This is a genomic window from Streptomyces sp. NPDC043680, assembly GCF_056436685.1.
Map to the genome: position 1 here is coordinate 23,492 of NZ_JBWKCE010000031.1, position 21,076 is coordinate 44,567.

The following is a 21,076-nucleotide window of genomic DNA, read 5'->3' on the forward strand; positions in this document are numbered from 1 at the left end:
TGTCGTCGTGCAGGTCGGTCGAGTGGTGTGCAGTGTGGAGTCATCCCGGGAACCTGCCTGCCGAACGCAGCTGCCAGCGGCGTTCGGCGTAGGCCAGGTCGTCCCGCCACAGCCGGGCCGCCGCTGCGCGCATCACCGGGCGCAGGAGTGGGGCGGCCCGGCGCACGAACGCGAAGCCCGGGCGGTCGGAGGTGGCCCTCACGACCTCGGTCACCGCCGTGCGGGGACGGTTCCGTTCGTCCGGCCCGAGCGGGGTCGCGTGGGTCTCCACCACGGAGCCCACGCCTTCCCCCTCGGTGATGCGCATGACGACGGTACGCGGCTCGGGCGCGGTGAAAACCGCTCGCACCGGCACCACCAGCCGCCCGGCCGCCTTGAAGGAGACGTCGACCGTGAAGCGGTCGTCGGGGTCGTCCTTGTCGGGCGAGCCGACCACCGTCAAGTCGACGAACGAGTACGGGTGCAGCCACGCCCCGTGCCACGGATCCAGACGATTGGCCATGACGTCCTCGGGTTCGCACACCCCTGTGCCTTCGTATACGGCCGTCACCCCGCGCGAGGGAGCCGGGCGCACCGGTACGACGGGGGCGTCCAAGGGCTCCTCCCCGCCGACTTCGTCGAGCCGTACCCAGACGAGGACGCCGTCGTCGAAGGCGGGGAACGGCTCCCAGCCCGCGAACGAGGACCCGTCGAGGGCGAGTCCGTGCCAGTGGCACACCAGCGTCCCGCACCGGACCGGACTGTCCGCCAGGGGCGCCCCCAAGTGAGGGCAGACACCCGGTCCGGCGAGCAGCCGTCCGTCGTCGCCGCGCCAGGCGACCACCTCACGGCCCCCGATCGTCCGGGCCAGGGGACGGTCGTCGCGCAGCGCGGCGGAGCCCCCCGCGACGTACCAGTTCCCGGACGGCCGGGACTGGGCGCGCTTCAGCGCCTCCGCGATGAGGACCGGTTTGGCGGCTCGCCAGGTGGGACGCTGCCGCTCCCACGGCACGGGCCTGCGGCGCAGCGACAGGGGCAGACGGGCGCGTCGTGGGGACGGTTCGGGGTTCACTTGACCTCCTCGGAGACCACTCGGGCCGGGGTGGCGGACGGCGCCGGGCGCGTCGCCGTGCGCTCGGTTGCGGACCGGCTCCGGTGGCGCAGTCTGGCCGCCACCACCCGGACCAGCCCGTCTGCCGCGACCGTCGCACGCTCCCGGCGCGGCACCACGGCACGGCGGTGCAGCACGGCATAACCGCCCCGGGCGACGGCGTCGAGGATGCTCCCGTACAGGATGTACGCGGTCCGGATGCAGGGCCGGGACGCCGGATCGAGCATGGCGAGTCCGGGCCGCGCCTCCTGGTAGACGCGGCGGGTGAGTGCTTCGAACTCCCGCAGGGCGGCGAGGACCCGGTGGTCCTGGCGGCCCGTGTCCCGGCACCGGCGCAACAGCTCCCGGTCGACTCCGTGCCCGGCCAGCAGGTCGGCCGGCAGGTACACCCTTCCGCGGTCGAGGTCCTCGCCGACGTCCCGCAGGAAATTGGTCAACTGGAAGGCCACACCGAGGGCCGCCGCGTGCGGCTCGGCCTCCTCGCGCGGCACCACCGTGCCCAGCACCGGCAGCATCTGCAGACCGATCACGGCGGCCGAGCCGTGGGTGTAGCCGCGCAGGTCGGCGTAGGTGGGGTAGTCCGTCACCACCAGGTCGGACCGCATCGCCGTCATGAAGTCATGGAAATGTCTGTGCTCGATGGCGTACCGGCGGGCGGTGTCGGCGAGGGCCCGTACCACCGGTTCCTCGCCGTCCCCCTCCCGCAGCCCGCTGTCCAGACGCCGCCGGAGCGCTGCCAGTCGCGCACCGCGCAGGCCGCCGTCCTCCGCACCGGGACCGGTGGAGTCGACGATGTCGTCGGCCCACCGGGCGAACCCGTACAGCGCGTGGACCGCCGGTCTGCGTTCGGCCGGCAGCAGGCGGGTGGCCAGGAAGTACGTCTTTCCGTGCGCCGCGTTGAGCTCACGGCAGTGGCGGTACGCCGCTCGCAGCACCGGGTCGGTGATGCCCGCGGCGTCGAGTTCGCGTCCGGTCATCGGGCCGCCCTCTCGGTTCGGGCGGACGGACGCCGGGCACCGCCGGTGATCCGGGCTGCCGCCAGCTTCCCCGACACGAGGGCGGTCGGCACGCCCACGCCGGGGGTGGTGCCGCAGCCGGCCAGGACGGCGTTCTGTGTGCCCCGGACCAGGTTGCGGGGGCGGAACGGCCCCGTCTGCAGGAACGTGTGCGCCGCCGAGAACGGGGTGCCCGCCGCATGCCCTTGGCCCAGCCAGTCCGCCGGGGTGACGAGGAACTCGTCCTCGATCGCGGCCTCGATGCCGTCGAGGCCGCGCCGCTCCAGCTCGCGCAGCAGGCCGGCCCGGTAGCGCGGGCCGAGCTCGCCCCAGGCGGCACCCTGTGGCCCGATCTCGGTGTTGGGGCAGGGCGCGAGGACGTAGTGCAGATGGCGGCCGGGTGGGGCGAGAGCGGGATCGGTTGCCGTGGGCCGGGTGATGAGCAGGGAAGGGTCGCTCATCAGTCGGCCTTGCCGGGTGAGTTCGTCGAACGTGGTCCGCCAGGCGGCGCCGAACGAGATCGTGTGGTGGGCCAGCTGGGGCCAGGTGCGGTTCGTGCCCGCGTGCAGTACCACGGCGGAGGGGGAGTGCCGCAACCGTATCGGCCGACGGGGCCGGCGGCCGAGGAGCCGGTAGGTGACGGGCAGGTCCGGCGTGAGGACCACCGCGTCGCAGGGGATGCGGTCCTCTGCGGTGACGACGGCGGTGATCCGCTCGCCCGACCGTTCCAACCGAGTCACCCGCTCGCCGAACCGCAGCTCGGCGCCCGCGTCGCCGGCGGCGTCCGCCATGGCCTGCGGCAACGCGTGCATGCCGCCGCGCGGGAAGTACACCCCGGCGACCGTGTCCATGTAGGCGATGACCGCGTAAGCGGCGAGCGCTCGGGCCGGAGGCACGCCCGCGTACAGGGCCTGGAAGGAGAAGACCCGCTGCAACCGCTCGTCCTTGAGGAAGCCGCCGATGCGCCGGTCCAGCCGCCCGAAACCGCCGAGCGCCGCCAGCCGGGCGAGGTCACCGGTCAGCAGGTCGAGGGGGGAATCGAAGTTGGCGTCGATGAAGTGGCGCATCTGGGCCCGGTAGAGCTGCCCCAGCCAGGCACGCAGCCGCCGGTAGCCCGCCGCCTCACGGGCCCCCGCGAAGCGCTCGACCTCAGCGGCCATCGCCTCGCCGTCCGTGTGCACGTCCAGCGTGCTGCCGTCGGCGAACGAGGCCCGGTAGGCGGGGTGCAGTGGGACCAGTTCCACCCGCCGGTACAGGCTGTCACCGACCGCCGTGAAGGCTTCGTCGGCGAGATCGGGCATGGTCAGCACCGTCGGTCCGGTGTCGATCCGGTAGCCGTTCAGATGCAGGCGTCCCGCCCGTCCGCCGGGAAGGCCGTCCCGTTCGACGACGGTGACCCGGTGCCCGGAACCCAGCAGGTGGAGTGCGGCGGACAGGCCGGCCAGGCCCGCCCCGATGACCACCACGTGGTCCGTACGGCCGCTCACTGTACGGGTCATCGCCGGGCCCCCGGCGCGTCGAAGACCACCGGGGCCGTAGCGGGCGCGGCATGTGAGCGGGCCGGCGGGGCGTGCGCGGCCCGGGAAGCCGTCGCCGCGATCAGCAGCCCGCGCAGGCGGCCCGCGGCGTCAGCGTCGAGCGGGACGCCGTCGAAGTGCCGCAGGCCCTGGGCCGACAGGCGGTCGATCTTCCTCTCGACCGCCGCACGGGCGCCCGTACGCACCAGGACGTCCCGCACCTCATCCAGTCCGGCCGGAGTCAGGTACGCGTCACCCAGCGCCCGTTCCAGCACGGCCAGGGCAGGCCCGTCGCCCGTGGCCTCGGCGCGCCCCACCGCCAGCGCGGCCAGATAGGTCGGCTTTCCCTCGCGGATGTCCCCGCCGCAGCTCTTGCCGGTGTACGCGGGATCACCGAAGACGTCGTCGAGGTCGTCGCGCAGCTGGAAGGCCATGCCCACGCAGCGCCCCGCCGAGCACAGCGCCCGCAGGGTGCGGCCGTCCGCGCCCGCCACCGCTGCGCCCAGCGCGAGGGGCCGTGCGACCGAGTACGACGCGCTCTTGAGTCGGGCGGCGCGCAGCGCCTGCGACCGGGAACGCGCACCGGTCAGCTGGCCCTGAAGGTCGAGGAACTGGCCCGCCACCATCTCGGTGCGCATGTCGCTCCACAGCCCGCGCACCCTCGTCGCCGTCCACGGGTCGAGCGCCGTCTCGGCCACCACGTCGTCCGCCCATGTGAGCGCCAGATCCCCGGCCAGGACTGCGGCCGCCTCCCCGAAACGTGTGGCGCGGGCCGGTGACGCGGCACCGCTGTACCGGTCGCGCACCTCGGCGTGCAGCGCCGGACGGCCGCGTCGCACGGGCGAGCCGTCCATCACGTCGTCGTGGACCAGGGCGCAGGTCTGGAGCAGTTCGAGTGCCGCCCCGATGCGCAGGGCCGCCGCGGCCGTCGGCTCGTCGCCCCCGCCGCAGGCGCGCACCGACCACCAGACGAGCTGCGACCGGGTGCGCTTGCCGCCCTCCCGGGTGAAGTGCGCGACATGCGTGGCCAGTTCACCGGCGAACAGGGCGTCCAGTGCACCGGCCCGGGTGAGCCGGTCGGCGAGGATCTCCTCCAGCACCTGCCCGACCGCGGCGGGTACGTCCGCATCGACGGCGTCGAGATCGACCTCCGAGATGACGGGGCCCTCAGGTGCACCCGCGTCGGGCGCCGCACCGGCGACGGCTCGTCCCGGCCGACTGCGGCACGCCGAGGACCCCGAGGGGGCTACCAGGCGGGAGACGGGTGACGGCGTGACCGCGGGGTGGTCCTTCGCCTGCGTGGGGCGCATCCCGGTTCCTCTCGTCGTGGCATCGACTGCTCCGCAGCCTCTTCGCTCCCTTCCCGTGATGCGGATGCGGTTCCAGGCGGATTCCTGAAACGCGTGGAAATGCCACCATGCGGACGCGCCCGATGAGGTGACGGCAGCTGATGACCGCATCCGAATCCACTCGAAGGCGGGAACTGCTGGTGTGGGCGCACGCAGACGCGGATGGAGGGAGTGGCCGTGCCGAAGGCGGACGTACTGATCATCGGGGCGGGAGCCGCCGGACTGTCCCTGGCCCACCGGCTGATCGGACACGTGGCCGGGGCCCGTACTCCGTCCGTGATCCTCGTCGATGCTCCGCCCGGCCCGCTGCGCCCGGCCCCGCGCACGTGGTGCTTCTGGGAGCCCTGCCGCGGCCGCTTCGACGCCGCGGTCCGAGCACAATGGCGCCACCTGCGGGTACGGCCGGGCGCCGGCCCCTCGATCGAGGGGGACATCGCGCCGCTGCGGTACAAGATGATCCGCTCCGACGACTTCGAGTCCCTGGTCACCCGGGACCTCGCGCGCAGCCCCAACGTCCGGCGCCTGGAGGCGACCGTGGACACCGTGGAGGAGGTCCACTCGGGGGCACGGGTACTGATGACCGCGTCCGACGGCCACCGCCGCGCCCTGGAGGCCCGCTGGGTGTTCGACACGCGTCCCCTCGGCCGTCTCCCGGCCGCCCGAACCACTTTGCTGCAGCACTTCCACGGCTGGTTCGTCCGTACGGCCCGGCCCGTCTTCGACCGCGGGGCCGCCGAACTGATGGACTTCCGGACACCACAGCCCGCTGACGGTCTCTCCTTCGGTTACGTCCTGCCCACCGGCCCGCGCGAAGCCCTCGTGGAGTACACGCAGTTCTCCCGGCGCCCCCTGACGGCGAGCGGTTACGAGGCGGCGCTACGGCACTACGCCGCAGACGTACTGTCCCTCGGTGACATGGAGATCTTCGCGACCGAGACGGGCGTGATCCCCATGACGGACGCTCCCATGCCGCGACCGGTCGGCGCGTCGGTGTTCCGGATCGGTGCCGCCGGCGGCGCGACCCGCCCATCCACCGGCTACACCTTCGCCGGAATCCAGCGCCAGACGCGGGCGGTCGCCGCCGCGCTGCGGCAGAACCGCAGGCCGGTGCCTCCGGCCGCCCACTCCGTGCGGGCCCGCGCCATGGACTCGGTACTCCTGCGCGCCCTGGACAGCGGTCGGGTCGACGGTCCCGAGCTGTTCTGCCGGTTGTTCGCACGTGTCCCGACGGTCCGGCTGCTGCGCTTCCTCGACGGGCGCACGAGCCTGTTCGAGGACCTTTCCGTCGGCCGGCACGCCCCGGTCGGGCCCATGCTGCGCACCGCCCTTGAGCTGCCCCGACTGCCGCGCCGCCCCTCCAACTGACCCGTTCGCCGACTCCTTCGTCCCCGACCCGACCTCACCAGTCCATGGAGACCGTATGACCCTGCTGCGCGACGAGGACCTCGCCGCCGCGTTCGACCACGCGTCCCGCAGTTACGACGCGCTGGTGGCCGCGAACCCCGGCTACCACGCGCACCTGCGGCGCTCGGTGCGCCGCCTCGGCCTGCCCGGGCGCGGGCAGGGGCTGCGCGTGCTGGACCTCGGCTGCGGTACCGGAGCCTCGACGGCTGCCATCCGGTCCGTCCTCCCGGCCGCCGACGTCACGGCCGTCGATGCCTCGGCGGGCATGCTGGCGAGGGCCGCCGGCAAGCCGTGGTCGGGCGGTGTGCGCTTCGTCCACGCGCCGGCCGAGCGCCTGACGGACGCGGGCGTCGACGGGCCGTTCGACGCGGTGTTCGCCGCCTACCTCTTCCGCAATCTCTCCGACCCCGACGCCGTCCTCGGTGCCGTCCGCACCGTACTGCGACCGGGCGGGCGGCTCGGGGTGCACGAGTACAGCCTCAGCGGCCGCCGCGCCGACCGGGCGGTGTGGACGGTGGTGTGCCGCGGTATCGTCCAGCCCGCCGCCACCCTGCTGGGGGACGGACCGCTGTACCGCCACCTGTGGCGCAGCGTCGTCCAGTTCGATCCGGCCGACCGGTTCGCCGGCCGGATCCGCGACGCCGGCTTCGGGCCGGTCCGCGTCCTGCCCCTGCCGGGCTGGCAGACGGGCATCACCCACACCTTCGTGACCTCGCGCCCGGAGGACCCCCGATGACAGGCCCCGCCCGCCACCGGTCCGCCGCGCGCCGTGGCCGGGACCGCCGGGCCCGCGTCCTGCGGGGCCGGCAGGGAGCCCCTCACGCCGCCGGCCGGCGCACGGCCGCCGTGATCGGCGGCGGCATCGCCGGGCTCGCCGCCGCCACCGCGCTGGCCGAACGGGGCGTGGCGGTGACGCTGTACGAGCGCGAGCGCCACCTCGGCGGGCGGGCGGGCGGCTGGCCGACCCGGCTGCGCGACGGCAGCACCGTGACGATGAGCCGCGGCTTCCACGCGTTCTTCCGGCAGTACTACAACCTGCGGGGCCTGCTGCGCCGCACAGACCCCGCCCTGGCCGGGCTGGCCGCACTCCCCGACTATCCGCTGCAGCACGCGGACGGGCTGCGCGACAGCTTCCGGCGCGTGCCGCGCACCCCACCGTGGAGTGCGCTGGGCTTCGTCGCGCTCAGCCCGTCCTTTCGGCTGCGGGATCTGCGCGCCATGGACCCGGTACCGGCGCTGCCGCTGCTCGACGTCCGCGTGCCCGACGTGTACCACCGCCTCGACGACATCAGCGCCTACGACTTCCTGGAGGCCGTCCGGTTCCCGGAACGGGCCCGCCACCTGGCGTTCGAGGTGTTCTCCCGGAGCTTCTTCGCCGACCCGCGGCAGCTGTCCGCGGCCGAGATGGCACTGATGTTCCACATCTACTTCCTCGGCTCCGCCGAGGGCCTGCTCTTCGACGTGCCCCGCTCGCCCTTCCCGGCGGCGCTCTGGAGTCCCCTGGCCGGATACCTGGAGCGGCACGGCGCCGAGGTGCGCACCGGCAGTCCCGTCGAGCACGTCGCACCCGCCTGCGACGGCGGGTTCGAGGTCGCGGGGGACCACGACGAACGCCGGTACGACGCCGTGGTCCTCGCCCTGGACCCCGCCGGTCTGCGGTCCCTGGCCGTCCGCTCGGAGCGGCTGGGCGACCCTGCGTGGCGGCAGCGCGTGGCGCGCCTGCGCTCCGCCCCGCCGTTCCTGGTCACCCGGCTATGGCTGGACCGGCCCGTCGCCGCCGACCGTCCCGGATTCCTGGGGACCAGCGGTTTCGGCGGTCTCGACAACATCAGTGTGCTGGACCGCTGGGAGGACGAGGCGGCACGATGGGCGGCCCGCACCGGGGGATCCGTCGTGGAACTCCACGCCTACGCCGTCGATGCGCGCGCTCCGCGCACCGCCGAGCAGCGACGACTCGTCGAACAGCTCCACCGCGTGTATCCGGAGACCCGCGCCGCCACGGTCGTCGACGAACGTCACGAATGGCGGGAGGACTGTCCGTTGTTCCCCGTGGGCGGCTACGTCGACCGCCCCACTGTCCGCACCTGCGATCCGCACCTCGTGGTGGCCGGTGACGTCGTCCGCACCGACCTCCCGGTCGCGCTGATGGAAAGGGCGGCCACCACCGGCTTCCTGGCCGCGAACGCCCTGCTGGAGCGCTGGGGCGTACGCGGGCAGACCCTGTGGACGGTACCCGAGCGCGGCCGTTCCGCCGTACTGCGGAAGGCGGCCGCGTGGGCGGCCCGCTGACCGACCGCAGCCCGCCGGCCGACGGGCCAGGTGCCCGCAGGTCTGCCGGGGAATTTCGAGCGCAGCGCGATCGTACGGCCGACCGCGGGGGAGCCGGTGTCAGATGTAGTCGGCGGTGTTCCGTACCTCGCCGAAACGGGGGAAGGTGCGCTCTACGGTGAACTCGTGCTCGTCCGCGGCCAGGCCGGACATTGCGTCGGCGACAAACTCCAGCCGGTAGCCGTGGTCGGCCGCGGCCCGTGCGGTGGATTCGACACCCATCGTGGTGACCAGGCCGGCGAGCACCACGGTGTCCACACCGAGTTCGCGCAGCTGCTCGTCCAGATCGGTGCCGTAGAACGCTCCGATGGTGCGCTTGACCAGCACGATGTCGCCGCCCTGGACCAGGCCGTCGGCGAAGCCGCTGCCGGGCGGCTGCTGGGCGACGTTCGGGCGGTCCACCCGGACCAGCACCACCGGCTGACCATTAGCCCGGAAAGACCTGGCCAACGCACGGCAGCGCGCGAGCACTTCGTCACCGGAGTGCGGTGCGAGCGGGAGCCCGATAATGCGCGGCATGAGGTCGATGAGGATCAAGGCAGCGGTCATGGCCATGATCGTAGGGCTCTGCGGGGGCGAGCGCGGCCGTTCGGTGCACCGGTATCCACGTGGCTCTGCGGTGAGGATGGTCGGATTGAGGTGCGCCTACGCCAGCACCCCCGGCTCCCGTGCCGCGGGAGGGGTGTGGCGGCACACCCGGTGCGGGAGGGCTTTGCCCGCCGTCTTCCCCGAGGCCCAGATCACGAGTCCGGCCGGAGGTGGACACGATGCGGGCGGTCCGTACCGCCCACACTGTCTGGCGGATCGCGGCGCTGAGCTTGTTCCCCGGCCTTGCGCGGGGCTCTGGTTCAGGATCGCTTCCTGTACCTCGTTGCCGGCGCCGAGGAGCCCGTGCGGAGGGGTCGCCGCCAGGGCTGCGATGCCCACCCCGGAGGCCGTGACGACGGTCGGGTTCACCCAGCCCGGTACCTACTCGTCTCCGTTTCTGCCGTCCGGACTGTCGGAGCAGACGATGGACACCGGGAACACTGACTTCGTCACCAGGTACCGCTGCGGGGCTTCCCGGTCGAGCCCCATCCCGTTGCATTGCACATAGGGGTCAGGGACGCTGAAGCCCGTCATGCGCCCCCACCCGAAGGCGAGAACCGCGATTCCGGATCCGGCCAGCGCCAGCTGGCAGCAGACGACCGCCTTCTGCATCGGGCGCAGGGAGCGGTGACGCCGACGCGCACGAACACCGCGCCGGTCATGGCCGCCGTGAGGACGGGCACGCCGATCACCAACAAAACGATTGGAATCTCCGACGCGGGTGCACGGCCGCCGGTTGCACAGGGCGAACCGACGGGGCAGTGCGGGATGACAGCACTGCCCAGGGCCGCGCCGTGCCGGGCATGACCCGGGCGCTCGCCACGGACGCGACGGGCTTCCACGATGAAGCAGCCTTCCTTCCCCGGGAACCTGTCTCGCAGAAGGGCGGCCAGGGCATCACTCGTCCTGCCGGCGCTGAGAAGCTGCTCCGCGGCCGGGCCGCCGCGCAATGCCCCAGATGATGCTCAGCTCCTCCAGCCGCCGAGGGCGCCACGGTGGTGGTCACCGACCTCGACCCCGCCAAGGTTGCGGACGTGGCGGGCGAGACGGCGCCCGCGCGAAGCGCGCCACGCGGGGAAGCCGTCATCCACGCGGATCTGAGTCGGCTCTGGCAGACCGTGCCGTCGTGCATGCGCACGTAGGGGGGTGTTGACCATGGTGGGTGCTGTCGGGATGCCGGCGAACGGCGCCGCTACGCTGTTGGGGGCCGCGGCGGGGGCGTCGGTCGCGCCCTGGAGCATCCCGCCGATCCGGGCGGGCGCAGCGGCGACCGACGGTGGGGCCGCCGGTCACGCCTCGCCTGCATCGGCGGCTGAACCCTCGGCGACACCACCATCGAGCTCGTGGATCCGCTCGGCTGCCCAATGGGCCCAGTCGCGGCGCATGGTGTTGAAGCGCAGGCCGTACTCCAGGGCAATCCGGCCGTGGACCGACAGGGTGTCGTCGCCCCACTCGATGGACTGTTCCAGTCGGCGCAGGTCCTCGTACTCCTGCTCGGACATGTTCGCCAGCTCGTCAAGGTAGCCCCGCGCCCGCTCCGGGGGGAGTACGCCGAGGAAGAACACCCGCAGCAGCAGGTCGCTGCGGGTATTGCGCTGCGGCTTGGTCTCGGTGAGCCAGCTGCGCAGTTCGGCCAGCCCCTCGTCGCTGAGGGTGTACTCCTTGCGTCCGCGCGGGCCCTCCGCCGAGACGCTGATCAGTCCGCTCGCGGCGAGCTTGGACAGCTCTGAGTACAACTGGCTCTGGGTCGCGGGCCAGACGTTGGCGAGCGAGGTCTCGAAGCGCTTCAGCAGGTCGTACCCGCTGGCCGGGCGTTCTGACAGGAGTCCGAGGAGGGCGTGTCGAAGGCTCATGCCTCTCATCCTACCTTCCATCCTTGACATGTCACTCGCGGACCTTCTACTTTTGACCTGTCAAAACAGGAATGTTACTCGGGGGTCATCCAATGTCGTACGTACGCACCTTCCTTCCGTGGATCGTCTTCGCCGTCTTCCCGACCGCGCAGTGGCAATGGGGCGCGCTCGCCGGTCTCGTGGCCGCGGTGGCGGTGACCCTCCAGCAGCGCCGGGCCGGGGCCGGGTACGACGCGCTGATCATCGAGATCGGCTCGGCGGTCTTCTTCGCCGCCTTGACGGGCATCGCCTTCAGTGACCCTGCCTCGGGCGTGCACGCCTACTCGGCAGCCCTCTCCTCGGCCACCCTGGCCCTCATCGCCGCAGGCTCGCTGCTCGTGGGTCGGCCGTTCACCCTGGGCATCGCCAAGCGCACGACCCCACGTGAGGTCTGGGGCACGAAGCCGTTCATCCGGATCAACGCCGTGATCACCGCTGTGTGGACCGCGGCCTTCGCGGTCACCGCCGCCGCGCTCGCGGTCCTCGCGCATGCCGGCCAGGGCCACTCGACGTCCGCGACGCTGGTCCAGGCAGCCGGGTTCGTCGTTCCGATGCTCTTCACGGTCCGCTACGTCGCCGCCGCGCAGGCCAAGGCTCAGGCCGTTGCCCGATGAGTACCCCCGGCTCTAGGCGGCCCGCCGGACTCCGGTGAGCGCGCGCCGCCATCGACCGGCCTGCATCTGCGCAACGGCGCCCAAACCTGCCGAACCCGCCTCCGGCAAGTTCCTTCGGCGATGGAATTGGTCCCCGTCGTGGTCTACGGCCGCGGTCGGTAGGGACCGGCTCGACAGGCCGAAGCCGCCGACGGTGCGCCTCAGACGGGGAACGTCCCGGGGAATGCCCCGTGGCCGACACCCGGTGCAGGGTCACTGCGGCCCTCTCGGAGCCACCTGCTCCCACGTGTCGAGGAAGAGCACCACCCAGGGGTACCGCTCGCACAGCCGGCCCAGCTCGGAGACGAACGCGCGATTGACCCCGGCCACATCGCCGCCGCGTGAGCGCCGCCCACGGCCACGCGCCCCGGCGCGTAGACGATCCAGCCCCTGGGCAGCAGTGTCCGGGTTCGTCATGGCGGTCACCACTCCGGCTCCGGGGATCAGCGACACGGCACCCAGCGCGGCCTGCGACACCAGCCGGCTGGAGACCGATGGCCCGCCTTCCGCTACGTCGGCCCCCTCCAGCGGCATGGGCTCGGCGGCTGCCTCCTGCCCGACGGTATTGATCGGCGGCTCGGTCGAACTCCTTGAACGGCCCCGCTTCCTCGGCCAACTGCCGTGCCAGCTCCACCAGGGCCTGTGGACACCGTGGACGTCCCCCTCGTCCACCACCGCGGTGATCGCCCCGGCTGCCCGCGCTGTCTGCTGATGCCGACACGCACGCCCCTGACGGATCAGTCGCCTGGCGCGCGCGCAGCACGACGTGGGGCGCCACTCAGTGGAACCGGGACGCAAGCGCCTTTACCCCACTGCGATACCCAGGCCAGATCTTCTTCCATTACAACGTCAACCGGTACTACGACCCGGCCACGGGCCGGTACATCAGCCCCGATCCTCTCGGCCTCGCCCCCGCAACTCAACCACTACAGCTATGTACCCGACCCGTTCACCCTTTGGGACCCCCTGGCCTGGCCGGCTGCGACGCAGACCCACATGGGGCCCGAAAGTAACCTTGGTACGCGATGAGCACGGGCGACCCTTCGAGATGCACGCCACAGTGACGCGCGACGTGCTCAACGAGGGAACTCACGCAAGAAACCAGCTCAGTCCGCCGGGCTTCGTCCGCGGCACTGACCACAACCAGGCCCGTGGCCACATGCTTGCCAGAATGCTCGGCGGATCCGGCGACACGCTGGACGACCTGTTCACGGTTACCCAGAACCCGACGAACTCATGCGAGACCTCCAGCAACTGATCTACAACGCGGTCGCCGGCGATCCGAGGCAGGGAATAGCAGGCCAGACTGTCCAGTACAGCGTCTACCTGGAGTGCACAGACGACCTGGCGGACTCCGTGCCGCACACATCTACATGCAGGCCGGCGGCAGAAACGGATTCCACCTGGACACCGACTTCCCCAACCCCGATCATGCCGCCCAGCACCGACGCCGCCGAGGAAACCCGTGACCGCCCTCAGCACCCTCAACCGGCTCTGCCCGCCCCCCCCCCGCCCGGCCATGCACATCGCCTGGGAACACGTCGAATCCACCCTGAGCATGACCCTCCCCACCGACTACAAGCAGCTCGCCGAGCAATACGGCCCAGGCGCGTTCAACAACTACATCCACATCCACCACCCCCATGGACAGACCGAGTACGTCAGCCTCACCGGCCCCATGCCCGCCAGGATCCGCGCCTACCTGCGCAAGGACTACGACGAGGGCACCTACCCCGTCCCGTATCACCCGGAGCGCCTCTTCACCATCGGTGCCACCGACAACGGCGAACACCTTTTCTGGATCACCGAACCCCTTCAGGAACTTGACCGCTGGCGGATCGCGGTCAACGCAGCCCGAGGTCGGCAGTGGTTCACCTTTGACGGAACTCTCGTCGACTTCCTCACCTCCGTACTCAGCGGCCAGACCAAGGTCCCCCAGTTCCCCCGCGACCTCCTCGCGGCAGGCCTGTCCTTCACTCCTTCGCAGCCGGACCTGTGGAAGGCGGAAACCGCGCCGGACCAGCCTCCCGTGGACACCGCCGCCATCCGGGCATGGGCCCTGGCCAACGGCTACAGCGTCCCTCCCCACGGGTGCATCCCCCCCGAGGTCCGCGCAGCGTGGGAACGCGCTCACAGCTGACGAACTCGTGCATGGTTGGCGGTCAGAAAGCGACGACATCGTCCCCGTCTTTCCGCTGCGCGTCGCCGGGATGCGTTCGGGTGCCGCCTCCTGCGGCATGACGCACTGGGACCGCACATCCCAGCGCCAAGGCCCCCACCGCGCCGGTGACAGAGGTGATCAGTGCTGTGCTGGCCGCCAGGGCGCCCGGCGCAGCGCCGCAGGCCCCCCCGGCGCGCAGCGGAGGGCTGCGTCGGGGGAGTAGCGGATTGGGGGCTGGTGCCGGAGAGAAGGAGGCCCGGCTTGCGTACGGGTGACGGGCTGGTTCAGAACCTCCTGCCCGCGGCCTGGCTCGGCTGGCTGCACCGCCCTGGATCTCGTCATGAGATCGGCCTCCCCTTGGAGGATGAGGGGAGGCCGATCTGTACAAGCGGTATGCGCGACGGCTGGTTCAGATGACGCTGGACGTGCTGGTGCGCTGGGTCCAGAGCCTGGGGTTGTCAGTACTCGCCGTGCTGCTCGCCCTTGTAGTGGCCGTCCTTGTGCCCGCCGTCGTTGATGCACACGTTGCCGAAGGCGGGGTTGAGGAGGCCGACGATGTTGACGGTGTTGCCGCAGATGTTGACGGGGATGTGGATGGGGGCCTGGACGACGTTGCCGGACAGGACGCCGGGGGAGCCGATGGCTGCGCCCTCGGCGGTGGCGTCGGCGGCGGCCATGCCGGCCCCGCCTGCCAGGATGGCGCCGGCGGCGGCGGTAACGGCTACGGCCTTGGCGATACGTGACATCGAAATCTCCTTGAACACACAATTGCCGGGATACAGCAGGACGATATACCCCATAACCGCCCTAGCCGCCCGCCCGTTACGGGCATTGGGCCGAATCAGTGACCTGACACCGGTGCGGCTGTCGAACCGTCCGCTCTCGCACGTCTCCGCTCACTGCCTGTTGCGCTGATCTGATGTGCTGCTGTGGGATTCAGGGCTGGTTCGGGCGGAGTAGCGGCGAGCACGGTACGGGGTACGCGTTGGCCCGGCTGTCGGGGCGCGGCTGCAATTCGACGTCTCGCATGCTGCGGCGTGCGCTACCCCGCGGCAGCCCCGGGGCCCGTCGGCCGGCGGGCCCGTTCGGCCCGACTCCCCGGGCGGAGGAACCCGAGCTCACCGCTTTGACCGCCGGCCCTGTGCCGGGGCGTCCGCCGTCGGCAAACGGGTGCACCGCAGGGGGTCATCGCGGCTGTGGCGTTGTGGCGGGGAACCGAGGCACGGTGGTGCCGCTATGCCGTCGGGGTGTTTGGTGACGTCCAGCATGAGTGCGAGTTTCTCCTTCGCCCAGCCGATGAGGCCGCCGGTGCAGCTGCCGTCAGCTCAGAGGAGGGTGATCTCCCGGTGCAGCGATCGCAGTCGCTGAAGCAGAGGAACGGCCGCGTCGCGATCACCGACGTTCGCGGCGGTCACGGCGACGACCAGGAGCAGGCCGAGGGTGTCAGTGATGATGTGCCGCTTGCGGCCCGGGACTTTCTTGGTCGCCGTCGTAGCCGCGTGAGGCGGCCGGCACCGACGCGGCGACCCGCACCGACTGCGCGTCGATGATCCCCGCGCTCGGTTCCACCTCCCGGCCCTCGCGCCCACCGCCCTTCCCACGCAGCCGGTCGTGGAACTCCACGATCAGCCCGTGCTCGCGCCACCGGCTGAAGAAGGCATAGACCTGACCCCAGGCAGGGAAGTCCGCAGGCATCGCCCGCCAGGAAACCCCGCCCGCGACCAGGTAGCGGATCGCGTGGAGCATCTGCCGGTGGCAGTGGCCCTCGGGCTGCGCACCCACCCCGCCCCTGAAGCCAGGCGGCCCCGGGAGCAGCGGGCGTACAGCCGCCCACCCTGCGTCCGTCATTGTCCGAGAAATTCAGGCGTTCCCGGTCCGGATGATCGGCCGCGTTCCCGTACACGTACACGTACACGAGACAAGCGCACGACACGACCGGCAAGTTGAAGTCAACGGGCGCGGGCGAGTGCGGCAGCGACAACAGGGCCTCCTGGTGCTGCTCGGATTGGTTCGCACCCCAGAGCTACCAACAGGCCCTGCCTTCATGCGCGTACAACCGGAACATCACCCGACCTGGAGCCCGGTTCGACCTGCAGGTTCCAAGATCGGTTGAGATGCGGCTTCTGAAACCCAACCGGCACATCGCAGGTGATCCTCGAGTAGTGGACCGGTAGGGACACACTCGACCTCCACTTCAATAGGGACCGCCGGAGAACCGAGGCGGTCCGCCGAACTGGACCAGACCGAGCAGGTTCCCCTCGCTGTCCTTGACGTACCCGGCGCGGCCCACGCCCTCGACCCGGCAGACGCCGTCAGCCGTTCGGTAGCCCGGCAGGTCGTACTCCTCGAAGGTGACGTCACGCGACTTGAGGGCCGCAACCTCGGCATCGATGTCGTCGACCACCCAGGATGCCTGGGTCCCCCCCCCGTCGCTCTTGCCGTAGCGGGTGGTGAGCATGAAATGGCTGCCGCCCGACTCGTACGTCAGGGCGCTGCTGATCTCCTGGGCCGGCGTGAGGCCCAGGAGATCGTGGTGGAAGCCCCCGGCCCGGTCCAGATCGGCGGCAGGCAGGAGGGTGAGAACCGGATGTCCATCCAGCATCTCTCTCGGCCCCCATCCCCCCTCGGGGGAAGATTTATACCGTTTCTTGACAGTTTAGCGTGAATTAGAGTACTGTCAACGTGCCATGAAAGAGAAGCGCGCGTACGAGAGTCCGCTGCGTGCCGGGCAGCTTGAGCAGACCCGGCAGCTGATCCTCGCCGCGCTCACCGAGGCCATCGCCGACGAAAGCGTCGAGGAGCTGACCATCCCGCTCGTGGCGGAGCGCGCAGGCGTCGCCATCCGCACCGTCTACCGGCACTTCCCGACCAGGGAGGCGCTCTTCGCGGCCTGGGGCGGGTGGGCCCAGGAGAATCTGCACGTGCTCATGCAGTCCTACCCGGACACCTTGGACGGGCTGCGCCGCGTGGCGCCGGAGCTCTACCGCTCGTACGACGAGCACGCGCCACTGATCCTCGCCATGCTGAACTCCAAGGCGGCCCGGCCGCTGCGGGAGCAGGGCCGCAGGCACCGGTTCCACTCGGTGGAGGCGGCGCTGGCCGAGCTCACGGCGGAGGCCGACCCGGTAGCCCGCCGCCGCGCGGTCGCCGTGGTGTACCTGCTGGTGAGCGCCCCGGCCTGGCAGGCCATGCGGCTGCAGGCAGGGCTCGACGGGGCGGAGGCCGGCAAAGCCGCCGCCTGGGCGGTGCGGGTGCTCACAGACGAGCTGCGGCGAGATCCGGACGGCCCGCTACGCCACCCGGGCAGATGACCGGCGAGGAGGAGAGCCATGAGCATCGCCACGGAACGCACTTTCGCTCCACCGGGGCCAGGTACATGGTTCCTGGACCCGACCCACTTCACCCGCCCGGTGACCAGGTTCCACGCCGACATCTTCATCGAGGAGCTGCACCGCGGCTTCGGAGAGAGCCTCCGCCGGTACGGGTCGCTGCTCGAACGGCTGGACTGGGCCTTCGTCAACGGTTTCTGCTACTACCATCCCCAGCCGCTGGGAGCCCCGCCGGACGCCACGGACCACCCGCCGAGAGAAGTCTGGGAACGCCTTGCCGCCGATCATCCCGAGATCCGCGCCAGGCTCGCGACCAGCGCGACCGTCTTCGAGCGCAAGCTGTGGCGCGAGGACCTGCGCCGCTGGGACGAGGAGGTCAGACCCGGGCTCCAGCGCGAGCGGCGCGAACTACAGCAGGTCGAGCCCGGTCTCCTCGATACCGGCAGTCTGCTCGCGTACCTCGACCGGTGCCGGGAGCACCAGCGCCGAGCCGGCTACCTGCACCACCTGTTCAACATGCCGGCACTGCTGCCGATGGGCGATTTGCTCGCACACTGTCAGGAGTGGACCGGGCGCACCACCGGCGAGATCCTGGCCCCGCTGGCCGGATCGAGCCCCGACCCGCTGGCGGACCGGGAGGAATTGGCCGAGCTGGCCGCCGCCGTAGCAGCGGACCCCCGGGCGAGCGAGCTGCTCGCCTCCCCAGCGCGACCCCAGGAGCTGCTGGCGGCGCTGGGGGCCGTCGAGGGACGTACGAGTACCGCCCTCGCCGAGTACCTGGAGACGGCGGGCTGGCGCCCCGTCAATGGCGAGGACGTGGGCGACCCCTGCGTGGCGGAGTTGCCCGCCGTCGTGCTCGCGGCCATTCGCTCGGCGGTCTCCTCCTCGACGAGGCCCCAGGCGGACGCCCGCGCCGACCAGCGCGCCGACGCGGCGGCCGACCTTCGCGACGCCGTACCCGCGCCGCACCGCTCCCGCTTCGACGAGCTGCTCGCCGAGGCGCGGTTGGTCTCCCGGCTGCGCGATGAGCGTGGGTCGTGCGCGGACCTGCCGGCCATCGGCCTCACCCGGCGCGCCATCCTGGCGGCCGGCCGACGCCTCACCGAGCAGGGCCGGATCCACGCACCCGCCCACCTGGCCGAGGCGGGCTACGCCGAGCTGCGCGCCCTGGTCCGTACGGGCTCCGGGCCCGACGCCGCCGAACTCGCCGCCCGGGCCCACTACCGCGACCACGCCCGGTACGCGGACGCGCCGCCGATGCTGGGTCCACCGCCGGGCGACCCGCTGCCGCCCGATTGGCTGCCGCCCGCCGCGGCACGCCTGGAACGCGCCCTCGGGGCCATCGTCCTTGCCATGTTCACCAACCCGGCGGCCCGGACCGAGGGGCGGACCGTGCACGGGCTCGGCGCGAGCCCGGGCGTGTACGAGGGAACGGCACGGGTGATCAGCGGCGTGCCCGAGTTCGACCGCATCCAGCCAGGCGACGTCCTGGTCACCGACGCGACCACCACGGCCTTCAACATCGTCCTGCCACTGCTCGGCGCGATCGTCACCGATCGCGGCGGGGCGCTCTCCCACGCCGCCATCGTCGCCCGGGAGTTCGCCATCCCCGGCGTCGTCGGCTGCACGGATGCCACGGCGGTGATACCCGACGGCGCCTGGGTGCGGGTCGACGGCCGGGCCGGAGAGGCGGCGGTGGTCCGATGACGGGTCCGCTGTCGCCGCGCACGTGGTCCGCCCCCGTGCCGCTCCGCCTGGCCACCGACGAGAGCCGGTACGGCGGCAAGTCCTCGCAGCTCGCGGCCGCCGCCCGGGCGGGTCTACCGGTACCGGAAGGAATCGCCCTGGAATGGCTGTTTGTCGACGCCGTCGCAGCAGGCGACGACGAGGCGCTCGCCGCCCTGCACGTGTCGACCGCCGACTTGCAGGGCGGCGGGCTGGCCGTGCGTTCATCCGCGCTGGGCGAGGACTCGGCCGCGGCGAGCTTCGCCGGACAGCACCTCACCTGCCTCAACGTACGGGGTCCGGACGGGCTGACCGAGGCGGTCCGAATGGTGAGAGATTCGGCGCACTCGGCCGCCGTGCTCGCCTACCGTGAGCGGCTCGGGCTGCCCGGTCGGCCCCGAGTGGCAGTGGTGGTACAGGAGTTGGTGGTACCCGAGTGCGCCGGAGTTCTGTTCTCCCGAGACCCACTCGACGGCTCCGATGTCTTGGTGATCGAGGCGAGTTGGGGCCTGGGCGAAGCCGTGGTCAGCGGCCTGGTCGTACCGGATCACTACCGGGTCCGCCGCGACGGCCGGGTGATCGAGCGCACGGCGGGCAGGAAGGACCTGGCCGTGGAGCCCGCGCCGGCCGGCGGAACGAGCCAGGTCCCGGTCCCCGCCGACCGAATCCACCGACTCTGCCTCGACGAAACGCGGTTGGAGAGCCTGCGGGAACTCACCGCCCGCTGTGAGCAGGTCTTCGGCGGGACACAGGACCTGGAGTGGGCCTTCGTCGCCGACCGCCTCCGTCTGCTCCAGCGCCGGCCGATGACCGGGGCCGTGCCCCCGCACTGACCTCTGCGTAGCCGCCCACCTCAGCTCGGGACGATCATGGACTGCTTGTGGTTGAAGAGGCCGGCGGCGTCCCAGATGGGGCACGACCCAGAGAGGGTCAATCGACGGTGCAACCGCTCGCCGACTCCAGGTCATCGTCAAGCTCACCACCGTCCACCTCACCCCGGACAGGCCCGAGTAGCCCGGCTCGCAGACCCCACCCGCCCGGGACACCGCAAGATCCTCGCGTTCTTCCTGGACGGCCCGGCGGAGCGGATCGTCTCGACCTCCGACGCGCCGCCGCAGCAACCTGGTCCGACACCTCGACCATGACGCTGGGCAGGCCAAGACGTACGGCGAGGTACTCATGCAGGAGAGGCAGTTCTTCCTCGACGAACACAACGAACAGCTCTACGTGTGAGTGGGTGGGGTGGTGGCAGCGGTTGGTCGTCAGCGGCGGCTTTGTTCATCTCCGGCGGTCCGGGCTCAACTTCTGTGGTGACGGGCCGATGGTCGGGCGCAGGGGGATGCGGGGTGGTCCCACGCAGTCATGCGTGCGCACGTGAATACGCCCCCACGGCTCACAGCTACGCCCCTACCCCGGACCCTGTCCCCAAGGTCTGGCTCCCTCCGGGTCAAGGGCGTCCGCTCGGGCGCGGAGGTCCTCGGCGATGTCGTCCCAGGAAGGGCCGTGTGCCTCAAGGTTGAGGGCCGCCTCGCGCATCATCGCCGGGTCGTCGGGCCGCTGGAGCAGAATCAGCCGGTAGGCGAGGTTGCGGACCCACACGGGCAGGAGGCCGTCGACCAAGTGAGGGCAGAGCTCACGCAACATGGCGAGGATCGCCTCGGCATCGGCAAAGGTCAGCTCTTCCGTGAAGTACATCCAGTGGTGCTCTCGGGCTTCGCACTCAGGCGTCGGGCCGTACTCGTCGCCCCAGACGCACCGCGCGTGCTCCGCAAGGGTGGTGTGCATGCGTCGAACGCTACGCGAGGGTTGATCTGACCTGGTCACCCCGATGGGTATGGCATCAGCTCGCCACCACAGAAGTTGTGCCAGAACCTCTCCGGCGACAGCGTTTGTCGACGAGTTTCAGCGGCGTTTGGTGATCAACTCGCTCGTGCTTGTTCATGAGAAATAGGTTCTGGCACAGATCTTGGGGAGCGATCGCGGAGGGTGACAGCTTCGTTCGATTGTAAGGAGGGGCGGCGACCTGGGGGACCGTCACCGATCAC

The 21,076-nt window shown here is 71.4% G+C and carries 23 protein-coding genes and 1 pseudogene; 11 read left to right on the forward strand and 13 right to left on the reverse strand.

What is annotated here, in order from left to right; translation table 11 throughout:
- Positions 1-40: 40 nt before the first annotated feature.
- Genes AC0666_RS33065 through AC0666_RS33080 form a run of 4 tightly spaced genes read right to left on the reverse strand, consistent with a single transcriptional unit; the run spans position 41 to position 4,912 of the window.
- On the reverse strand, positions 41-1,051 hold the full coding sequence (locus AC0666_RS33065; protein WP_468973417.1) for a DUF5914 domain-containing protein: 1,011 nt from the start codon (positions 1,049-1,051) through the stop codon (positions 41-43).
- The gene (locus tag AC0666_RS33070) at positions 1,048-2,067 is read right to left on the reverse strand and encodes a phytoene/squalene synthase family protein (RefSeq protein ID WP_468973419.1); all 1,020 of its coding nucleotides are present in this window, start codon (positions 2,065-2,067) and stop codon (positions 1,048-1,050) included. Before AC0666_RS33070 ends, AC0666_RS33065 begins: the two co-directional genes overlap by 4 nt.
- Complete coding sequence (gene crtI / locus AC0666_RS33075; protein WP_478709012.1) at positions 2,064-3,584, reverse strand: phytoene desaturase family protein; 1,521 nt, start codon at positions 3,582-3,584, stop codon at positions 2,064-2,066. The genes AC0666_RS33070 and crtI overlap by 4 nt, the downstream gene beginning before the upstream one ends.
- Entirely contained in the window at positions 3,581-4,912 is a 1,332-nt protein-coding gene (locus AC0666_RS33080) for a polyprenyl synthetase family protein (RefSeq protein WP_478709013.1), read from the reverse strand. Before AC0666_RS33080 ends, crtI begins: the two co-directional genes overlap by 4 nt.
- 216 nt (positions 4,913-5,128) lie before the next feature.
- Between AC0666_RS33080 and AC0666_RS33085 the strand changes: the two genes are divergently transcribed.
- Genes AC0666_RS33085 through AC0666_RS33095 form a run of 3 tightly spaced genes read left to right on the forward strand, consistent with a single transcriptional unit; the run spans position 5,129 to position 8,644 of the window.
- The gene (locus AC0666_RS33085) at positions 5,129-6,316 is read left to right on the forward strand and encodes a lycopene cyclase family protein (protein ID WP_478709014.1); all 1,188 of its coding nucleotides are present in this window, start codon (positions 5,129-5,131) and stop codon (positions 6,314-6,316) included.
- A 55-nt stretch (positions 6,317-6,371) separates the two neighbouring features.
- Positions 6,372-7,091, forward strand: a complete 720-nt coding sequence (locus AC0666_RS33090) for a class I SAM-dependent methyltransferase (protein ID WP_478709015.1) — start codon at positions 6,372-6,374, stop codon at positions 7,089-7,091.
- Positions 7,088-8,644 carry an FAD-dependent oxidoreductase gene (locus AC0666_RS33095; RefSeq protein ID WP_468973429.1) on the forward strand — a complete coding sequence of 519 codons (1,557 nt, stop codon included), beginning with the start codon at positions 7,088-7,090 and terminating at the stop codon, positions 8,642-8,644. The genes AC0666_RS33090 and AC0666_RS33095 overlap by 4 nt, the downstream gene beginning before the upstream one ends.
- A gap of 99 nt (positions 8,645-8,743) precedes the next feature.
- Here the strand turns inward: AC0666_RS33095 and AC0666_RS33100 are convergent, their stop codons facing one another.
- The 3 genes from AC0666_RS33100 to AC0666_RS33110 all read right to left on the reverse strand — a co-directional run bounded on the left by AC0666_RS33100 (position 8,744) and on the right by AC0666_RS33110 (position 11,124).
- Positions 8,744-9,232, reverse strand: a complete 489-nt coding sequence (locus tag AC0666_RS33100) for an isochorismatase family protein (RefSeq protein ID WP_468973430.1) — start codon at positions 9,230-9,232, stop codon at positions 8,744-8,746.
- Positions 9,233-9,652: 420 nt separating this feature from the next.
- Positions 9,653-9,883 (reverse strand): hypothetical protein, encoded by a 231-nt coding sequence (locus AC0666_RS33105; RefSeq protein WP_478709016.1) that lies wholly within the window; start codon positions 9,881-9,883, stop codon positions 9,653-9,655.
- 677 nt (positions 9,884-10,560) lie between these two features.
- Positions 10,561-11,124, reverse strand: a complete 564-nt coding sequence (locus AC0666_RS33110) for a PadR family transcriptional regulator (protein WP_468973434.1) — start codon at positions 11,122-11,124, stop codon at positions 10,561-10,563.
- A 92-nt stretch (positions 11,125-11,216) separates the two neighbouring features.
- Here AC0666_RS33110 and AC0666_RS33115 point away from each other — a divergent pair, with 92 nt between their 5' ends.
- Positions 11,217-11,777: a hypothetical protein gene (locus tag AC0666_RS33115; protein WP_468973436.1), complete on the forward strand. Its 561-nt coding sequence runs from the start codon at positions 11,217-11,219 to the stop codon at positions 11,775-11,777.
- Between the two features lie 252 nt (positions 11,778-12,029).
- Here AC0666_RS33115 and AC0666_RS33120 read toward each other — a convergent pair whose 3' ends face one another.
- Entirely contained in the window at positions 12,030-12,488 is a 459-nt protein-coding gene (locus tag AC0666_RS33120; protein WP_478709017.1) for a hypothetical protein, read from the reverse strand.
- A 140-nt stretch (positions 12,489-12,628) separates the two neighbouring features.
- Here AC0666_RS33120 and AC0666_RS33125 point away from each other — a divergent pair, with 140 nt between their 5' ends.
- The 3 genes from AC0666_RS33125 (at position 12,629) to AC0666_RS33135 (ending at position 13,956) form a co-directional block, all read left to right on the forward strand.
- Entirely contained in the window at positions 12,629-12,829 is a 201-nt protein-coding gene (locus AC0666_RS33125) for an RHS repeat-associated core domain-containing protein (protein WP_478709024.1), read from the forward strand.
- Positions 12,830-12,864: 35 nt separating this feature from the next.
- Positions 12,865-13,074, forward strand: coding sequence for a hypothetical protein (locus AC0666_RS33130; protein WP_478709018.1), 210 nt, complete (start codon positions 12,865-12,867; stop codon positions 13,072-13,074).
- Positions 13,075-13,281: 207 nt separating this feature from the next.
- Positions 13,282-13,956, forward strand: a complete 675-nt coding sequence (locus AC0666_RS33135; protein WP_478709019.1) for an Lsr2 family DNA-binding protein — start codon at positions 13,282-13,284, stop codon at positions 13,954-13,956.
- Between the two features lie 479 nt (positions 13,957-14,435).
- Here the strand turns inward: AC0666_RS33135 and AC0666_RS33140 are convergent, their stop codons facing one another.
- The 4 genes from AC0666_RS33140 to AC0666_RS33155 all read right to left on the reverse strand — a co-directional run bounded on the left by AC0666_RS33140 (position 14,436) and on the right by AC0666_RS33155 (position 16,579).
- Positions 14,436-14,723 (reverse strand): chaplin, encoded by a 288-nt coding sequence (locus AC0666_RS33140; RefSeq protein ID WP_468973446.1) that lies wholly within the window; start codon positions 14,721-14,723, stop codon positions 14,436-14,438.
- A gap of 579 nt (positions 14,724-15,302) precedes the next feature.
- Entirely contained in the window at positions 15,303-15,431 is a 129-nt protein-coding gene (locus AC0666_RS33145) for a hypothetical protein (protein WP_478709025.1), read from the reverse strand.
- Positions 15,421-15,825, reverse strand: a complete 405-nt coding sequence (locus AC0666_RS33150) for a transposase (RefSeq protein ID WP_478709020.1) — start codon at positions 15,823-15,825, stop codon at positions 15,421-15,423. The genes AC0666_RS33145 and AC0666_RS33150 overlap by 11 nt, the downstream gene beginning before the upstream one ends.
- 346 nt (positions 15,826-16,171) lie before the next feature.
- Positions 16,172-16,579, reverse strand: coding sequence for a VOC family protein (locus AC0666_RS33155; protein WP_478709021.1), 408 nt, complete (start codon positions 16,577-16,579; stop codon positions 16,172-16,174).
- An 85-nt stretch (positions 16,580-16,664) separates the two neighbouring features.
- Between AC0666_RS33155 and AC0666_RS33160 the strand changes: the two genes are divergently transcribed.
- The 4 genes and pseudogenes from AC0666_RS33160 to AC0666_RS33175 form a co-directional block, all read left to right on the forward strand.
- Positions 16,665-17,288, forward strand: coding sequence for a TetR/AcrR family transcriptional regulator (locus AC0666_RS33160; RefSeq protein ID WP_478709022.1), 624 nt, complete (start codon positions 16,665-16,667; stop codon positions 17,286-17,288).
- Between the two features lie 99 nt (positions 17,289-17,387).
- Positions 17,388-19,013, forward strand: a complete 1,626-nt coding sequence (locus AC0666_RS33165; RefSeq protein WP_478709023.1) for a PEP-utilizing enzyme — start codon at positions 17,388-17,390, stop codon at positions 19,011-19,013.
- Entirely contained in the window at positions 19,010-19,864 is an 855-nt protein-coding gene (locus AC0666_RS33170) for a PEP/pyruvate-binding domain-containing protein (RefSeq protein WP_468973456.1), read from the forward strand. Before AC0666_RS33165 ends, AC0666_RS33170 begins: the two co-directional genes overlap by 4 nt.
- A 165-nt stretch (positions 19,865-20,029) precedes the next feature.
- A pseudogene (locus AC0666_RS33175) lies at positions 20,030-20,264 on the forward strand (DUF4246 family protein); the annotation flags it as partial.
- A gap of 174 nt (positions 20,265-20,438) precedes the next feature.
- Here the strand turns inward: AC0666_RS33175 and AC0666_RS33180 are convergent.
- Positions 20,439-20,816, reverse strand: coding sequence for a hypothetical protein (locus AC0666_RS33180; protein ID WP_468973457.1), 378 nt, complete (start codon positions 20,814-20,816; stop codon positions 20,439-20,441).
- Positions 20,817-21,076: the final 260 nt, after the last annotated feature.

Excerpts from the sequence above, each read along its gene's own strand:
- AC0666_RS33070 (WP_468973419.1), bottom strand. The coding sequence starts at position 2,067 with ATGACCGGACGCGAACTCGACGCCGCGGGCATCACCGACCCGGTGCTG.
- crtI (WP_478709012.1), bottom strand. The coding sequence starts at position 3,584 with ATGACCCGTACAGTGAGCGGCCGTACGGACCACGTGGTGGTCATCGGG.
- AC0666_RS33080 (WP_478709013.1), bottom strand. The coding sequence starts at position 4,912 with ATGCGCCCCACGCAGGCGAAGGACCACCCCGCGGTCACGCCGTCACCC.
- AC0666_RS33090 (WP_478709015.1), top strand. The coding sequence starts at position 6,372 with ATGACCCTGCTGCGCGACGAGGACCTCGCCGCCGCGTTCGACCACGCG.
- AC0666_RS33095 (WP_468973429.1), top strand. The coding sequence starts at position 7,088 with ATGACAGGCCCCGCCCGCCACCGGTCCGCCGCGCGCCGTGGCCGGGAC.
- AC0666_RS33100 (WP_468973430.1), bottom strand. The coding sequence starts at position 9,232 with ATGACCGCTGCCTTGATCCTCATCGACCTCATGCCGCGCATTATCGGG.
- AC0666_RS33105 (WP_478709016.1), bottom strand. The coding sequence starts at position 9,883 with ATGCAGAAGGCGGTCGTCTGCTGCCAGCTGGCGCTGGCCGGATCCGGA.
- AC0666_RS33110 (WP_468973434.1), bottom strand. The coding sequence starts at position 11,124 with ATGAGCCTTCGACACGCCCTCCTCGGACTCCTGTCAGAACGCCCGGCC.
- AC0666_RS33115 (WP_468973436.1), top strand. The coding sequence starts at position 11,217 with ATGTCGTACGTACGCACCTTCCTTCCGTGGATCGTCTTCGCCGTCTTC.
- AC0666_RS33130 (WP_478709018.1), top strand. The coding sequence starts at position 12,865 with ATGCACGCCACAGTGACGCGCGACGTGCTCAACGAGGGAACTCACGCA.
- AC0666_RS33140 (WP_468973446.1), bottom strand. The coding sequence starts at position 14,723 with ATGTCACGTATCGCCAAGGCCGTAGCCGTTACCGCCGCCGCCGGCGCC.
- AC0666_RS33150 (WP_478709020.1), bottom strand. The coding sequence starts at position 15,825 with ATGACGGACGCAGGGTGGGCGGCTGTACGCCCGCTGCTCCCGGGGCCG.
- AC0666_RS33155 (WP_478709021.1), bottom strand. The coding sequence starts at position 16,579 with ATGCTGGATGGACATCCGGTTCTCACCCTCCTGCCTGCCGCCGATCTG.
- AC0666_RS33160 (WP_478709022.1), top strand. The coding sequence starts at position 16,665 with ATGAAAGAGAAGCGCGCGTACGAGAGTCCGCTGCGTGCCGGGCAGCTT.
- AC0666_RS33170 (WP_468973456.1), top strand. The coding sequence starts at position 19,010 with ATGACGGGTCCGCTGTCGCCGCGCACGTGGTCCGCCCCCGTGCCGCTC.
- AC0666_RS33180 (WP_468973457.1), bottom strand. The coding sequence starts at position 20,816 with ATGCACACCACCCTTGCGGAGCACGCGCGGTGCGTCTGGGGCGACGAG.